Source organism: Agrobacterium sp. RC10-4-1, from assembly GCF_014138475.1.
Taxonomy (GTDB): domain Bacteria; phylum Pseudomonadota; class Alphaproteobacteria; order Rhizobiales; family Rhizobiaceae; genus Agrobacterium; species Agrobacterium pusense.
Window position 1 is genome coordinate 245,014 of the sequence record NZ_JACJIT010000007.1, and the last position, 15,637, is coordinate 260,650.

Here is a 15,637-nt window from a genome sequence, read left to right on the forward strand (position 1 = left end):
ATCCGATTCGACTGAAAAGGCAAAATCCGCAAATTGGCGATGCTTTTTTATATTAAAGTGTGATTTTTGGAGGAATCCACGTCAAATGGGCTACAGAAACAATCCAAAACGCGAAAAACAGATCGAAAAAGCGCGCCAGCAGGCAATTGCCGAAAATGTCGAATTTCTTGATCCTGGTATTCTTTATGGAAGGGCAAGTGTCGACGATATAGAATATTATTCCGCCGAGATGCTGGCGGCGAGTGCCGCCCACAGTTTCCAGGCGCTTTCGCGATGGACCGGGGACACCCCTCATATCAGCATTTCCCAAGTCGAGGGTGTTTCCCCGCGGGACGTGCCGGTAACGGTTCTGACCATTATCGGCCGCAACATGCCCTTCCTCTACGATTCTGTTATGGGCGAAGTCACCAGCAGTTATCGTGGTCTTTATCTTGCCGTGCACCCGATCCTCGTCCGAGACGATGATGCGAAGGGTGGTTACCGCCTTGCCGAGCCCGATGATGATCCGGCCGGCAATATAAGTCTTATCCAGCTGCACATAGCACCGCTTTCGCAGCAGGGAGCCTCGGCTCTGGAAGAGCGGCTTCGCTTCGTTCTGAAGCAGGTGGAATCGGCCTATCGCGACTGGCGGCCCATGCTGGCGAAGCTAGACGAGGCGTTGGATGAACTGTCGAAACGCGGCTCGTCGCGGCGCAAGGCCGAACGGACGGAGGCGGTCGAATTCCTCAACTGGCTTCGCAACGACAATTTCACCTTCCTGGGCATGCGTGACTACACCTATTCCGGCAAGGGGAAGAACGCGAAGATCGAGCGCGGTGACGGCGTCGGCCTCGGCAGCCTCAGCGACCCGGATGTCCGCGTGCTGCGCCTCGGCAAGAATGCCGTGACGACGACACCGGAAATCCTTGCCTTCCTCGATGGCCCGGATTTCCTCATCGTTACCAAGGCTAATGTGAAGTCCATCGTGCATCGTCGCGCCTATATGGACTATATCGGTATCAAGCGCTTCGACGAGGACGGCAATGTCGTTGGTGAGCTGCGCATCGTCGGCCTTTTCACTGCAACTGCTTATACGCGTTCGGTCAAGCAAATTCCCTTGCTGCGCGCCAAGGTCGCGGAAGTCGAGCGGCATTTCGGCTTCGATCCAAACAGCCATTCGGGCCGCATCCTGCAGAACACGCTGGAAGCCTATCCGCGTGACGATCTTTTCCAGATCGAAACCGACCTTCTGATCCGCTTCATCGAGCAGATCATGGAGCTCAGCGACCGTCCGCGTGTGCGCGTGCTCGCACGTATAGACCGTTTCGACCGCTTCGTTTCGGCCATCATCTTCGTTCCGCGCGAGGAGTATAATTCCTATGTGCGCGAGAAGATCGGCGATTATCTGAGCAGGGTCTATGACGGGCATATCTCCGCCTATTATCCCGCCTTCCCCGAAGGCGCCGTTGCCCGCGTCCATTTCATTGTTGGCCGCACGGAAGGCAAGACGCCCCGCATCGCCCAGGACAAGCTCGAAGATGCCGTCAGCGATATTGCGGCACGCTGGATAGATCACTTCGTCTCCCTGTCCGAACCGGGCGCACCGGTGCTGGAAGTGGATCAGGCCTATCAGGAAGCTTTCACGCCCGAAGAGGCGATCGGCGACATGCCTGATATTCTGGCCGCCGTGAAAGGCGACCCGGTCCGCATTGAATTCTATCAGCAGGAAGGCCAGCCGGCGGGAACGCTATCCCTGAAGATTTTCCACCGCGAAGGCCATCTTCCGCTTTCACGACGTGTTCCGCTGCTCGAAAATCTTGGTTTTAATGTCATCAGCGAGCGCACTTTCGATATCGGCGTCGTGGCGGATGGCGAAAAGCACGACATCGTGCTGCACGACATGGAACTGTCGGTCGCGGCCAGCACGACACTCGACCTGCCGCATTACGGACAGAAACTCGAAGAAGCTTTCCTTGCTGCTTTTTCAGGAAAGGTGGACAATGACAACTTCAACCGCCTGATCCTTGCCTGCGGTCTCACGGTGCGCGAAGTCTCGGTGCTGCGCGCCTACGCACGGTACCTGCGCCAGACCGGAATCGTCTATTCGCAGGAACATATCTCCGAAACGCTCTATAAATATCCTGACATCTCCAGGAATATTTTCGCGCTGTTCAAGGCCGGCTTCGATCCATCCATCGAAGAGAAGAAGCGGCTGAAGAAACTCGCGGAAATTCATAAGGCAATCGAAGCAGCCCTGAGCGGCGTTCCCAATCTCGATGAGGACCGCACCCTCCGGCGTTACGTCAACGCCATCGATGCAACCCTGCGCACCAATTACTTCCAGAAAAATGCCGACGGCACGCCGCGTGACATTCTGGCATTCAAATTCGATCCCAAACATCTGGACGGCCTGCCCGATCCGCGCCCCTTCCGCGAAATCTTCGTTTACGGAACCGAGGTCGAAGGCGTGCATCTGCGTTTCGGCAAGGTTGCACGCGGTGGTCTGCGCTGGTCGGATCGCGGCCAGGATTACCGCACGGAGGTGCTCGGTCTTGTCAAGGCGCAGCAGGTGAAGAACGCGGTCATCGTGCCCGTCGGCGCCAAGGGCGGTTTCTTCCCCAAGAACCTGCCCGCCGGCGGCTCCCGCGACGAGGTCTTCAATGCCGGCCGCGAGGCCTATAAGACCTATATCCGCACACTGCTGTCCATCACCGATAATATTGTCGACGACGCCATCGTGCCGCCGGCTGACACATTGCGGCTCGATGGTGACGACCCCTATTTCGTCGTCGCCGCCGACAAGGGAACGGCCACCTTCTCCGATACGGCAAACGGCCTTGCCCATGAAGCCGGCTTCTGGCTGGACGATGCTTTCGCATCGGGCGGTTCGGCCGGTTACGACCACAAGAAGATGGGCATCACCGCGCGTGGCGCATGGGAGACGGTGAAGCGCCATTTCCGGGAGATGAACACCGACATCCAGACCACACCCTTCACGGTGGCGGGTGTGGGCGATATGTCCGGCGACGTCTTCGGTAACGGCATGCTGCTGTCGGAGAAGATCAGGCTTATCGCCGCCTTCGACCACCGCGATATCTTCATTGATCCGGATCCCGATACCGACAAATCCTTCGCCGAGCGCAGGCGGCTGTTCGAATTGCCACGTTCCAGCTGGCAGGATTATGACCGTTCGGCTCTCTCTGCCGGCGCGATGATCATTTCGCGCTCAGAAAAATCGGTGACGCTGACTCCGGAAGCTGTGGCGGCCATCGGCATCGACAAATCAGTCGCCACACCGTTCGAAATCATGACCGCCATCCTGAAGGCCCCGGCCGATCTCCTCTGGTTCGGCGGCATCGGCACCTACATCAAGGCGGCGGTGGAAACGAATGCCGAGGTGGGCGACAGGGCAAACGACCCCATCCGCGTCAACGCCACGGAGGTGCGCGCCAAGGTCATCGGCGAAGGCGCCAATCTCGGTATCACCCAGAAGGGGCGCATCGCCTATGCGCTTTCGGGCGGGCGCTGCAATTCCGACGCCATCGACAACTCGGCAGGCGTGAACTCCTCCGACGTCGAGGTCAATATCAAGATCGCACTCGCCTCCGCCGTCAATAGCGGTCGCCTGACGATGCCGAAGCGTAACCAGCTTCTCGCCTCCATGACGCCTGAGGTGGCGCAGCTGGTATTGCGCAACAACTATCTGCAATCGCTGGCGATCTCGCTGACCGAGCGGCTGGGCCTTTCAAACCGGGAAGAACTCGGCCGCCTGATGAGCGCACTGGAGGCAACCGGGCAGTTGAACCGCAAGGTCGAAACCCTGCCCAACAATGCCGAGTTCAGCGAGAGATACGCCACCGGCAAACCGCTGACCCGGCCGGAGATCGGGGTGCTCTTGTCCTATGCCAAGCTCACTTTATTTGATGCACTGGTGGCAAGCACGCTTCCCGACGAACCCTATCTCCAGCATCTGCTGGTCGATTATTTTCCGGCCAAGATGCAGAAGAACTATGCCGATGATATCAAATCGCATCGCCTGCATCGCGAAATCGTCGCGACCGCACTTGCCAATGCCGTGGTCAATCGCGGCGGCCCCGGCTTCGTGCAGAAACTTGCCGATGCAAGTGGTCTGCTTGCGGCCGATGTCGTCAAGGCAGCGGTAATCGTTGAAGATGGCTTCGGTCTCAAACGACTGTGGAGCGAGGTCGATGCGCTTGACGGCCAGATCGGGGGCGAAGTTCAGAATGGGCTTTATGCCACGATCACGCGTATCTTCACGGATGCGAGCAGGCTCTATCTGCAAACCCGGAGCGCGGGTGCGACCCCGGGCGACATGGCGACGGAAATCGAGCGCCTGAAAACCGCGATCAAGACGCTGTCACCGGCAGCGGCGAAATATCGCCGCGAACTCGGCATCACGGAAATCGACGGGGTTCCTTCCGCTCTTCTGGAGGAACTCGATACGCTCTCGCTGCTCGTCTATGTGCCTGAAATCATGCGCATCGCCGAGAGTGCGGGCACAACGCTCGCGCGCGCCGCTGAAAGCTACGCCACCGTCTCCTCGACCTTCCGTGTCGCGCGCCTGCTGGATGCCAGCCAGCGCATCACACCGGCGGATCACTACGAGAGCCTGGCTCTCCTGCGCAGCCAGGACCAGATTTCCTCATCGAGACGCCGGATCGTTATCTCCGCCCTGACAGAATATGCCAGGGAAAAGGATCCGGTTCAGGCCTGGTATGCGGCGGATCGCGTGCGGGTCAATCGTATCGTCTCCGAACTCGGCGCACTCAGCGAGAGCGGCGATACAAACCTCGCGCGGCTCACCGTGGCGGCGGGCCTGCTTGGCGATATCGTTCAGGCACGCTGATTGGCCGCCTTTAAAAACGCCATCCGGGTCACCACCCGGATGGCGCCAGACAAGACGATGCACCGGCATCGCGCCGTATTTCCCAATTTCCGATAGGACGATGAATGACTAGCCCTGCCCCAAATGCGCAAGCAGTCGTTACCAAACGCGGCATCTGGGGCTGGGTGATGTTCGACTGGGCGGCGCAACCGTTTTTCACGGTTGTCACAACCTTCGTTTTCGGGCCCTATTTCGTCGCCCGCCTCACCGACGATCCCATTGCGGCCCAGGCGACATGGAGCAATGTGGCGACGGTCTCGTCGATCATCATCGCCCTCTTCTCCCCTATCCTCGGCTCCATTGCCGACCAGTCCGGCGCACGTAAGCCGTGGATCGCCTTTTTTGCCGTCATCAAGATCGTCAGCCTGTGTCTCCTTTGGTACGCGGCACCGGGATCGCCGGTCATTCTGCCCGTTATCTGCATGATCCTCGCCTCCATCGCGGCGGAATTCTCGATCGTCTTCAACGATTCCATGATGCCGCGGCTCACCAACCCGCAAAATGTGGGGCGCATTTCCAATCTCGCTTGGGGCCTCGGTTATCTCGGCGGCATGGTGGTGCTGATTGCGGTCGTCACCCTGCTGGCGGCAAACCCCAAGACCGGACTGACGCTCGTGGGAATCACGCCTCTTTTCGGCCTCGACCCCGCCTCCGGGCAGGACGCGAGAATAACCGGACCAATTGCTGCACTCTGGTACCTGATATTCATTCTGCCAATGTTCTTATTGACCCCGGACTCTAACAAGGGTCTGCCTTTCGGGGCCGCAATCCACTCCGGACTTCGGGAGTTAAAGACGACACTTCGCGAGCTTCGTCACCGCCCCATGCTGCTACGGTTTCTGATCGCGCGCATGCTGTATCAGGATGGCGTGAATGGCGTCGTAATCTTGGGAGGCGCATTCGCGGCGGGAATGTTCGGGTGGGAGACAATTGAAACTGGTCTCTTTGGCATCCTTCTGAATGTCGTCGCCATCGTCGGATGCTTTGCCGCAGGGCGTGTTGATCAAACCCTCGGGTCGCGCAACACCGTACTCATAAGTCTGGTGCTTCTTTTGCTTGCGACCATTGGCATCGTTTCCACACAAAAAGGTTCAACCCTATTCGGATTGCTTCAACTTTCCACGGATGACAATGACAGTTTCTTCGCGACAGCAGCCGAAAAGGCCTACCTGCTTTATGGGGTGCTGATCGGGCTTGCTTTCGGCCCTGTTCAAGCCTCATCGCGTTCCTATCTTGCCCGCAACATCAGCGTAGCGGAAGCCGGCCGCTATTTCGGCATCTATGCGCTTTCCGGTCGCGCCACGAGCTTCATGGCGACACTGTCATTTTCCATAGCTACCACTCTCAGCGGCTCCGCCCACATTGGCATGGCAACGCTGATCGTCTTTCTCGGAGCCGGTTTCATGATGCTACTGCGCGTGCCCGAACGAACGGCAGGCTGAAGGCGCAAGTGAGGCCGACGCCTTGTTAAAGTCGAGCATCGGCCAGTTGGCGCTGGCTCAGAGCTGGTCGAGCTTTTGCTGCAATGCGCGCAGCTGCGCCTTCAGCTCATCGATTTCGGATGCATTCGGCTTGCGGGCCTCTTTCGGCGCCTGTGGCATTGCAAAAGGCGTAAAACCCTGCATCGCCTGCCGGAACAGTTCCGTATTACGGCGGATCTGCTCTTCCATCATCTGCAATGGCGCCTGAAAATTGCGGGCGAGCGAGCCGTCACCGAAAGCCTTGGCCATATGCTCCTGCATCTGGCTCTGCTGGTCGGAAAAGGTCTTCATGGAATGTTCGAGAAATGTCGGCACGACCATCTGCATCTGGTCGCCATAATAGGAGATCAATTGACGCAGAAACGCCGTCGGCAACAGCGTATTGCCGGTTTTGGCCTCCTGTTCGACGATGATCTGCGTCAGCACGGCGTGCGTGATGTCTTCGGATGACTTCGCGTCCTGAACCTTGAAGTCTTCACCACGCTTGACCATCTGCGCCAGATCATCAAGCGTCACATAGGTGCTGGTTCCCGTATTGTAGAGCCGCCGATTGGCGTATTTTTTAATGATCGTTTCGCCGTCGTGTTTCGCCATGCCCGCCTCCTCGCGATGATGGTATTTTTTTGTTTTTTGGTGTTATTGCTCTTCCCGGCGCAAAGTGTATGCGCAAAATGCGCTGTCTGACAAATGTTTTGTGCATCGCAACAGTTTGTTTTTTGCGCAGCAATTTTTAGCAAGATTCCAACGTGATTTAGCAATATCTTTTAAAGCAACTTTCGTCATTTGACTTGGATTGAAAGCTTTGCCAGTCTCCGCCCGCAAGTGAGGAGAAAACAAATGACCCTGCCTTCAATCGTGATTGCCAGCGCTGCGCGCACCGCCGTCGGTTCTTTCAATGGCCACTTTGCCAATACGCCAGCCCACGAACTCGGCGCGACCGTTATCAGTGCCGTGCTTGAACGTGCCGGCGTTGCGGCGAACGAAATTGATGAAGTCATTCTCGGTCAGGTGCTCACCGCGGGCGAAGGGCAGAACCCGGCGCGGCAAGCGGCAATGAAGGCAGGCATTCCGCAGGAAGCGACCGCTTTCGGCCTCAACCAGCTCTGCGGCTCGGGACTGCGCGCCGTGGCCCTCGGCATGCAGCAAATCTTGACGGGTGATGCGGGCATTGTCATCGCCGGCGGTCAGGAATCCATGTCCATGGCACCTCACTGCGCCCATTTGCGTGGCGGCGTGAAAATGGGCGACTTCAAGATGATCGACACCATGCTGAAGGACGGCCTGACCGACGCCTTTTACGGCTATCACATGGGCATCACCGCTGAAAACATAGCCCGCCAGTGGCAACTCTCCCGGGATGAGCAGGACCAGTTTGCGGTCTCATCGCAAAACAAGGCTGAAGCCGCACAGGCTGCCGGACGTTTCGTGGACGAAATCGTCGCTTTCACCGTGAAGGGTCGCAAGGCCGATATCGTCATCGACGCCGATGAACATATCCGCGCCGGCGCCTCGCTGGAAACGATGGCCAAGTTGCGCCCTGCCTTCGACAAGGACGGCACCGTGACGGCGGGTAACGCCTCAGGTCTGAACGACGGCGCAGCCGCCACGCTTTTGATGTCGGAACAGGAAGCAGAAAAGCGCGGCATCAAGCCACTAGCCCGTATTGCCTCCTGGGCGACGGCGGGCGTCGATCCGCAGATCATGGGCACCGGCCCCATTCCCGCCTCCCGCAAGGCCTTGGCCAAGGCCGGCTGGTCGGTAGGCGATATCGGCCTCATCGAAGCCAACGAAGCGTTTGCAGCCCAGTCCTGTGCCGTCGTGCGCGAGCTTGGCCTTGATCCTGATATCGTCAACGTCAACGGCGGAGCGATTGCCATCGGCCATCCGATCGGCGCTTCGGGCGCCCGCGTCCTGAACACCCTGATTTACGAGATGCGCCGCCGTAACGTGTCCAAGGGTCTTGCGACACTCTGCATCGGCGGCGGCATGGGTGTAGCCATGTGCATCGAGGCGCTCTGACGCGCGGGCCGCCCTCGCTTGCCAAAAAGCAATTCCGGTTCAGCGGACAATAGGATAGAAGCGGCCTCCCATTGGCCGCATTTCTGTGGCGGTTGAGCACGACGAACAAGCACCTGCACAACTGCAGGCGCTTCAATGACAGGTCATGGAGGCCTAGATGAGCCGGGTTGCTTTGATTTCCGGCGGGACGAGCGGTATAGGTGCCGCCATCGCCCGCGCCCTGCAGGCAACCGGCTATCGGGTGGCCGTCAACTATGCCTTCACGACGGACCGGGCGGAGACATTCCAGACGGAGACAGGCATTCCTGCGTTCCAGTGGGACGTGCGCGACTACGACGCGTGCGTCAACGGTATCGCGAAGGTGGAGGAAACCCTCGGGCCGGTCGAAATCCTCGTCAACAATGCCGGCATCACCCGTGACGCCATGTTTCACAAGATGACACCGCAGCAGTGGCGTGATGTCATCGATACGAACCTCACCGGCGTCTTCAACATGACCCACCCCGTCTGGCCGGGCATGCGGGAGCGCGGTTTCGGCCGCATCGTCAATATTTCCTCCATCAATGGACAGAAGGGTCAGGCGGGCCAGGTCAATTACTCCGCGTCGAAAGCCGGCGATATCGGCTTCACCAAGGCGCTCGCGCAGGAGGGCGCAAGCCGCAATATCACCGTCAACGCCATCTGCCCCGGCTATATCGGCACGGAAATGGTGAGAGCGATCCCGGAGAAGGTTCTGGCCGAGCGGATCGTGCCACAAATCCCCATCGGACGGCTTGGGGAACCGGAGGAGATCGCGCGTTGTGTCCTGTTTCTCGTCTCGGACGAGGCTGGCTTTATCACCGGTTCCACAATGACGGCCAATGGCGGTCAATATTTCGCCTGACATTTACACGCCTGCTGCTCCGGCCGGCTCAGATCAGTAAACTTCTCGTGATATCGTGACAGCACATTTTGGCGCGCACGAAAACTTGAGCGGGACAGGACGTAAAAAAGAGACAGCTAAACCAATGAAAATGCGACATTTTTCGTATAGTTTAGAACGAGTCTAGAAAATCGTTATGAATTTGAAAAGAGGTTTTTCTTGACATTCGCTGTCCTGTTTTGGTTTAAGAACGAAAACAACGTGTTGCGTCATACAGGCAGTCCATCATGCTGGTTTGCAGCTGCAATTACATCACCGATCATGAGATCAAGGACGTTATCAACGAGCTCCTCGATGAGGACTGTTGGCAGCTTATCGTTCCCGCAAAAGTGTATCATGCCATGGAAAAGCGAGGTCGCTGCTGTGGCTGTTTTCCGACCGTTGTCGACCTGATTATCAAAACCACGGAAGAATATCACGCCCGTCGGCACTCGACTGAGGCCGATGTTTTTGATTTTATGTCCCGCCTGAAGCGATTCCACGAAGAGAACAGGAGAGCGGACATTGAAAGGCGACAAAAGAGTCATCGAGCGGCTTAACGAAGCCCTTTTTCTCGAACTCGGTGCAGTAAACCAGTATTGGCTTCATTACCGGCTTCTGAATGACTGGGGTTACACCAAGCTTGCCAAGAAGGAGCGTGCGGAATCCATCGAAGAGATGCAGCACGCAGACAAGCTTATCGACCGGATCATCTTCCTGGAGGGCCATCCCAACCTCCAGACCGTTGCTCCCCTGCGTATCGGACAGAATGTCAAGGAAGTGCTCGAAGCCGACCTTGCTGGTGAATATGATGCAAGAGCGTCTTATAAGAAATCCCGCGATATCTGTCATGAGGCCGGTGACTACGTTTCGATGAAGCTGTTCGAAACGCTGCTGATCGACGAGGAGGGTCATATCGACTTCCTCGAGACCCAGCTCGAACTGCTCGGCAAGATCGGCGAAGAAAAATACGGCCAGCTCAATGCGGATTCCGCCAACGAAGCGGAAGACCACTGAAATACGGAAAAGGCGGCCGGCGGCCGCCTTTTTTATTTGTCGGAAAGGTGCCGGAATTCGGCAACCACTTTCTCGTAGACGCCGCGCTTGAACGGAACGATGAGTTCAGGCAGGCTCTCCATCGGCTTCCAGTCCCAGGCATCGAATTCGGCTGCGTGCCCCGTCGGTGGCGGATCGATCTGGATTTCGCTTTCGTCGCCTTCGAACCGGAATGCGAACCAGCGCTGTGCCTGGCCGCGATATTTACCTCTCAATCCGACGCCGATCAGTTCCGGCGGAAGATCGTAGTGGATCCAGTCGCTCGCTTCCGCCAGCAGCCGCACCGTTTTCATTCCCGTCTCTTCGTGAAGCTCGCGAATGGCCGCGGCCAGAGGCCGCTCGCCCTCATCAATCCCCCCCTGTGGCATCTGCCACAAATGCGGCGAGCCATCATATTCGGAATTGCCTTCCTTGATGCGCCGGCCGGCCCACACCAGGCCTTCGGCGTTCAGAACCATCATCCCCGCACAGGGACGATAGGGCAAATCTTCTGCTTTGATTGTCATGGGTTTCCCGCATTGTCTGAGCGCCACAAGGGCGCGGAAATGGCCGCAGGCAAGGTTTACTGCCCCGCCGGCTCCGAAACAAGGGCGGAAACGCCGACGATCTCGATACCGCGGCCCGCCGCTTCCCGGGACCACCGCGAGATCGCCGCAATGCTTTCATCAAAAGCAGAAGCCACCCCGATCGCCTGACCATTGCGGCGCGCGACCCGCTCCAATTCGTCCAACTTCCGCAAGATGGAAGCTTCGGTCACTTCGCCGTCGAGCAGAATATCGGCAAAACCCTGGGGGGCAGAGATGGCCTTTGCAATCCCGCCACTCAGGGACTGCGCTGACGAACCATCGTCCAGAAATAGCAGACCACGTTTGCCGATATCACGCATCACCGGCTCCAGCGCCGCCTGCTCGGCGAGAAAGCGCCCGCCGAGATAATTCATGATGCCGGTATAATTGGTGATTTTGGCCATGGATCGATGCAGCCGGTCGAGGTTTACCTTGGCGGGATCGGCGGCAATCAATGTATCCGGGCCGGGATTGGTGCCGGGATAACCAAAGGGCTCCAGCGGTATCTGGAGAAGAATTTCGTGCCCCTCACGGCGTGCTTCCTGCATCCAGCGTTGAAGGCTGTTGCCGCTGGCGGCAAAGCCAAGCGTCACCTCCGGCGGCAGTTCCCGTATCGCCTTTTGCGAGCCTGTCTGGCTGAGGCCGAGACCACCGACCACGATCGCCACCCGCGTGCCCCGCGCTCCCGACCAGGGCCGCGCATATTGCTCCATCGGTCGCAATCCGTCGGCGCCCACCACTGGCAACCTGCCAAAGGCCGTATCCTCGAGCAATTCCTCGTTGGGCCGCGTGGCCATCCGCGGGTCCTGGCCATAGGTCTGGCCGCTCATCAACACGGGCCCGTCATTATCACGGGGCCGAGGAGAATAGACTGAGACAACATTACCATCGGGCATGGTCGCACGATTGATGTTCGCGCCAGATCGGCCACTTTCCGGTTGCAGACCAGCCGTTTCGGCCTCCCCGTCCGGTACGGATGGTTCAGCTTTGTTTTGCGCAGGCGTCAGTTCAAGGTCCGGCCCGGTCGCCGTCCTCTGCAGATTGGCGGGCGAGAGCGCCGTGTAGACGGACAGTCCGCCGATGGAAAGAACCGCAAGCGCCGCCAGAACCATAATGACGGAAAAGCGCCGGTTGATACCGGCGCTTTTTTTCTGACGACCCAGAAGCGGTTTTCGCAGGTCCGAAGGCAATGAACGATCCATCCAGAGGGTTTGTCAATCGAGATGGAGTGCCGGAAGCCGGCACAACGCTCTTATTGCTTGTTGACCACAGCCTTTTCCGGGTTGGGCGGGAAAGACGGATCCGTCTTGACGCCACGCAACAGGTCAAGCGCATAGTTAAGCTGGATGTCGTCCTTGGCCTCCGGCGGAACATAGGCCGAAGAACCCGAACCTTCGTCCGTTTCGCTCTGACCCTTGATGTGCCCGGAGAGACTGGATTCGCCCTCTGCCGTGACGCGACCCTGCAATTCCGGCGGCAAAGGCTGCTCTACCTTGATATCGGGCTCGATACCTGTTCCCTGGATCGATTTGCCAGACGGCGTGTAATAGAGCGCGGTGGTCAGACGCAGCGCACCGGCCTCGCCGAGCGGAATGATCGTCTGAACCGAACCCTTGCCGAAGGAGCGCGTGCCGACAACGGTCGCGCGACGCAAATCCTGCAGAGCGCCGGCAACGATCTCAGACGCCGAAGCCGAACCGCCGTTGACGAGCACGATCACCGGCTTGCCGTCGGTCAGATCGCCGGCCGTTGCGTTGAAGCGGCGGGTCTCGTCGGGGTTACGGCCACGGGTTGAAACGACCTCACCACGCTCAAGGAAGGCGTCGGAGACATTGATCGCCTGATCGAGCAGACCGCCCGGGTTGAGGCGCAGGTCGAGCACGTAACCCTTCAGCTTGTCGGCAGGAACATCCGCCTTGATCTTCTTGATCGCCTTTTCAAGATCGTCGTAGGTCTTCTCGGTAAAGGAGATGACGCGCAGATAACCGACATTGTCGCCCTCGACACGCGACTTGACCGCGCGAACGGCAATCACGTCGCGCACAACGGTAATTTCAAGCGGCTTGTCGGCGCCCTGGCGGATGACGGTCAGCTTGATGGGCGTCTTGACTGCGCCGCGCATCTTTTCGACCGCCTGCTCCAGCTTCAGTCCGCGAACCGGCGTACCATCGATTTCGGAGATGAAGTCGCCCGCAAGAATGCCCGCGCGGGATGCTGGCGTATCATCCATCGGAGAGATGACCTTGACCAGTTCGTTTTCCATCGTCACTTCAATGCCGAGGCCGCCGAACTCACCCTTGGTCTGGGTGCGCATGTCGTTAGCGTCCTTCGCATTCATGAAGCTTGAATGCGGGTCGAGCGAGCTGAGCATGCCATTAATGGCATTTTCCACCAGCTTCTCGTCATCCGGCGGCGTCACATATTGCGCACGCACGCGTTCGAACACGTCGCCAAAGATCGACAGCTCCTTATAGGTCGAAGGCCCGGCCGCCTGTGCCGGCATGCTCGCCGAATAAATCACGCTCATCGCCGTGGCGCCCATAAGCCCACCGATAAGGAGAAGCGAAACCTTACGAATCATTGTGCGCCCTTCCGGTATTTTTTGCGGTCCACCACGGTTGGGAATCAACCGGTACACCATCTTTCCTGAACTCAATGTAGAGCGTTGGCCTGTCGGTTTCCAGCGCCAATGCTGCTGCACTCGCTACTCTTTTTGCCCCCATGGAGGCGATCGGCTCTCCGGAGAACACGAACATGCCCTGCCGGGTTCTTACATTATCCATGCCCGTCATGACCACGTGATACCCATCGCCGGTATTGAGGATGACCATGCGACCGTAGCTGCGAAAATCGCCGGCAAATACCACGAAACCGTCCGCAGGCGCCGTCACGATGGCCTCCGGGCCGCTCGCGACGACAACTCCCTTGGAAAAATGGCCCGTACCATCCGCATCGCCGAAGCGCCGCAGCACTTCGCCCGCCACCGGAAACTCCAGCTTTCCCTTCAAACTCGCGAAGGGATATGCGGGCGCAATACGGTTTTTATCGGGCATTCCAGCCTCGGCCGCGGCGCGCTGCTTTTCGCGTTCCGCCTCCGAAAGACGGGCCAGACGCTGCTCTTCCGCACGCGCCTTTTCCATCGCCTCCCGTACCGAGGTAATTTCGCCTTCAAGCGAACTGACCAGCCCTTCGAGGCTCGTCGCCTTGCTCGCAAGTTCTTCGGACCGCTTGCGCTCCGCCTCCAGCTCCGCCGCCGTCTGGGAATTCTTGCGGTCGTTTTCGGCAATCAGCAGGTCGAGGCGTTTTTCCTCTTCAAGACTTGCCGTCATCATACCCGTAAGATCGTCTTTTTCGCGAGCGATTGCCTGTCTGAGATCGGTCAATTCTTTGAGAGCGGCGACCAGCTTGTCCGTTTCACCGCGAATGCCGGGCACAACGGCGCCAAGAAGAATGGCGCTGCGAACGGAAGCAAGCGCATCCTCCGGCGAAACGAGCAGGGCGGGCGGCGGATTTCTGCCCATGCGCTGCAACGCGGCCAGAACCTCAGCCAGTACACCGCGCCTCTCCCGTAGAGACGCCTTGACGCCGTCCTCGCGCACCGAAAGCTTGGCCAGGCGATCCTCACCATCGCTGATCTTGGTTTCCAGCGCCTTGCGTCTCGCAGCCGACGCAATCAACTCTTCCCGGATACGGGCGCTGTCCTGATTGAGGGATGCAATGCTCTCCTCGAGCTTCCTTGTTTTGTCCTCGGAAAGTCCGATACTGTCGACCAGCTCCTCCAGATCCTGACGGTTCTGGTCACGACGCTTCTCCAGCGACTGCAACTCATCTGGAGATAAATCGCCATTCTCGGTGGGAACGGCGCCTGCATCATCGCGCGAATAGGTCGGACCGATCCCCACAACGAAAGCAGCGAGAACCGCGCCCGCAAGGGCCGCGTGCCGTTTTCCTGGAGACTTCTTGTCCATCTGAACTTTCTTTGATGCCGAAGCAGGGAGCGCCGATATTAGGGATTTTACCGCGATCTTCCAAGAGGCCTGTAAGGGGCGGCCGACGACCATGCCCATGTCAGCCGTGTCGCCGAGCTTCATGTTGAAATTGCGACGGCACCCGCATCCGTCCACGCGTCATACCCGGTGATAGGGGTGACCGGATAGGATGGTAACGGCGCGGTAAAGCTGCTCGGCAATCAGGATGCGGACAATCTGATGCGGCCATGTCAGTTTGCCGAGATTGAGAACGGCTGTCGCCCTGTCATAAAGGCCGGGATCGAGACCATCGGCCCCGCCGATGGCGATAACAAGTTCGCGCTTGCCGCTGTCGCGCAGATCACCGAAAAAGGACGCAAAGGCCGGGCTGTCGAGCGCCTTGCCACGCTCATCGAGTAAGATGAGCACTGCGCCATCGGAAAGATGCTTTTCCAGCATCGCCGCCTCTTCGCGCTTGCGGGTTTCTGCGTTTGATGCACGACTTTCCGCGACTTCGATTACCCGCGAAAATTCCAGCCCGACCGCCGGGCCAGTCTTGGCGAGGCGCTCGATATAACGGGTCGCAAGATCCTTTTCGGGGCCGGATTTCAGCCGTCCCACCGCAAAAATTGAAATCCGCATCGCAAACCTGCACGTGTCGTAGCCCAACGGGCCACGCTCTTAACAGCATAGCGCGCGGATTCCTATGCGGCCGACCTGATTTCCGGCCAGAAGCATCGCTCCGAAGTCACAGGCGATCT

At 58.5% G+C, this 15,637-nt stretch carries 12 protein-coding genes; 6 read left to right on the forward strand and 6 right to left on the reverse strand.

The annotated features are described in order from the left end of the window. Window positions 1–85 precede the first annotated feature (85 nt). Both FHW77_RS19865 and FHW77_RS19870 read left to right on the forward strand, forming a co-directional pair. A complete protein-coding gene (locus FHW77_RS19865; protein ID WP_004444080.1) occupies window positions 86–4,846 on the forward strand; it encodes an NAD-glutamate dehydrogenase in 4,761 nt (1,586 codons plus the stop codon). Window positions 4,847–4,950: 104 nt separating this feature from the next. After that, the gene (locus tag FHW77_RS19870; RefSeq protein WP_004444081.1) at window positions 4,951–6,327 is read left to right on the forward strand and encodes an MFS transporter; all 1,377 of its coding nucleotides are present in this window, start codon (window positions 4,951–4,953) and stop codon (window positions 6,325–6,327) included. Between the two features lie 57 nt (window positions 6,328–6,384). Here FHW77_RS19870 and phaR read toward each other — a convergent pair whose 3' ends face one another. Next, a complete protein-coding gene (phaR, locus tag FHW77_RS19875) occupies window positions 6,385–6,960 on the reverse strand; it encodes a polyhydroxyalkanoate synthesis repressor PhaR (RefSeq protein WP_004444083.1) in 576 nt (191 codons plus the stop codon). Between the two features lie 243 nt (window positions 6,961–7,203). On the opposite strand from phaR, the gene FHW77_RS19880 reads away from it, so the two are divergent. The 4 genes from FHW77_RS19880 to bfr all read left to right on the forward strand — a co-directional run bounded on the left by FHW77_RS19880 (window position 7,204) and on the right by bfr (window position 10,303). Continuing rightward, a complete protein-coding gene (locus tag FHW77_RS19880) occupies window positions 7,204–8,385 on the forward strand; it encodes an acetyl-CoA C-acetyltransferase (protein ID WP_004444087.1) in 1,182 nt (393 codons plus the stop codon). Between the two features lie 157 nt (window positions 8,386–8,542). Then, complete coding sequence (gene phbB / locus FHW77_RS19885; protein WP_004444090.1) at window positions 8,543–9,268, forward strand: acetoacetyl-CoA reductase; 726 nt, start codon at window positions 8,543–8,545, stop codon at window positions 9,266–9,268. 266 nt (window positions 9,269–9,534) lie between these two features. Next, window positions 9,535–9,846, forward strand: a complete 312-nt coding sequence (locus FHW77_RS19890) for a (2Fe-2S)-binding protein (protein ID WP_004444092.1) — start codon at window positions 9,535–9,537, stop codon at window positions 9,844–9,846. Next, complete coding sequence (gene bfr / locus FHW77_RS19895; RefSeq protein ID WP_004444094.1) at window positions 9,812–10,303, forward strand: bacterioferritin; 492 nt, start codon at window positions 9,812–9,814, stop codon at window positions 10,301–10,303. Before FHW77_RS19890 ends, bfr begins: the two co-directional genes overlap by 35 nt. Before the next feature lie 32 nt (window positions 10,304–10,335). Here bfr and FHW77_RS19900 read toward each other — a convergent pair whose 3' ends face one another. The 5 genes from FHW77_RS19900 to rlmH form a co-directional block, all read right to left on the reverse strand. After that, on the reverse strand, window positions 10,336–10,848 hold the full coding sequence (locus tag FHW77_RS19900; protein WP_004444097.1) for an RNA pyrophosphohydrolase: 513 nt from the start codon (window positions 10,846–10,848) through the stop codon (window positions 10,336–10,338). 56 nt (window positions 10,849–10,904) lie between these two features. Then, on the reverse strand, window positions 10,905–12,098 hold the full coding sequence (locus tag FHW77_RS19905; RefSeq protein WP_034500116.1) for a divergent polysaccharide deacetylase family protein: 1,194 nt from the start codon (window positions 12,096–12,098) through the stop codon (window positions 10,905–10,907). Between the two features lie 62 nt (window positions 12,099–12,160). Then, window positions 12,161–13,489, reverse strand: coding sequence for a S41 family peptidase (locus FHW77_RS19910; RefSeq protein ID WP_004444102.1), 1,329 nt, complete (start codon window positions 13,487–13,489; stop codon window positions 12,161–12,163). Next, entirely contained in the window at window positions 13,479–14,876 is a 1,398-nt protein-coding gene (locus FHW77_RS19915; protein ID WP_034500115.1) for a murein hydrolase activator EnvC family protein, read from the reverse strand. The genes FHW77_RS19910 and FHW77_RS19915 overlap by 11 nt, the downstream gene beginning before the upstream one ends. Before the next feature lie 159 nt (window positions 14,877–15,035). Beyond that, window positions 15,036–15,518 carry a 23S rRNA (pseudouridine(1915)-N(3))-methyltransferase RlmH gene (gene rlmH / locus FHW77_RS19920; protein ID WP_004444109.1) on the reverse strand — a complete coding sequence of 161 codons (483 nt, stop codon included), beginning with the start codon at window positions 15,516–15,518 and terminating at the stop codon, window positions 15,036–15,038. Between the last annotated feature and the right edge of the window lie 119 nt (window positions 15,519–15,637).

Bases quoted from the DNA above. Each gene is read 5' to 3' on its own strand.
- FHW77_RS19865 (WP_004444080.1), top strand. From the start codon at position 86: ATGGGCTACAGAAACAATCCAAAACGCGAAAAACAGATCGAAAAAGCG.
- FHW77_RS19870 (WP_004444081.1), top strand. From the start codon at position 4,951: ATGACTAGCCCTGCCCCAAATGCGCAAGCAGTCGTTACCAAACGCGGC.
- phaR (WP_004444083.1), bottom strand. From the start codon at position 6,960: ATGGCGAAACACGACGGCGAAACGATCATTAAAAAATACGCCAATCGG.
- FHW77_RS19880 (WP_004444087.1), top strand. From the start codon at position 7,204: ATGACCCTGCCTTCAATCGTGATTGCCAGCGCTGCGCGCACCGCCGTC.
- phbB (WP_004444090.1), top strand. From the start codon at position 8,543: ATGAGCCGGGTTGCTTTGATTTCCGGCGGGACGAGCGGTATAGGTGCC.
- FHW77_RS19890 (WP_004444092.1), top strand. From the start codon at position 9,535: ATGCTGGTTTGCAGCTGCAATTACATCACCGATCATGAGATCAAGGAC.
- FHW77_RS19900 (WP_004444097.1), bottom strand. From the start codon at position 10,848: ATGACAATCAAAGCAGAAGATTTGCCCTATCGTCCCTGTGCGGGGATG.
- FHW77_RS19910 (WP_004444102.1), bottom strand. From the start codon at position 13,489: ATGATTCGTAAGGTTTCGCTTCTCCTTATCGGTGGGCTTATGGGCGCC.
- FHW77_RS19915 (WP_034500115.1), bottom strand. From the start codon at position 14,876: ATGGACAAGAAGTCTCCAGGAAAACGGCACGCGGCCCTTGCGGGCGCG.
- rlmH (WP_004444109.1), bottom strand. From the start codon at position 15,518: ATGCGGATTTCAATTTTTGCGGTGGGACGGCTGAAATCCGGCCCCGAA.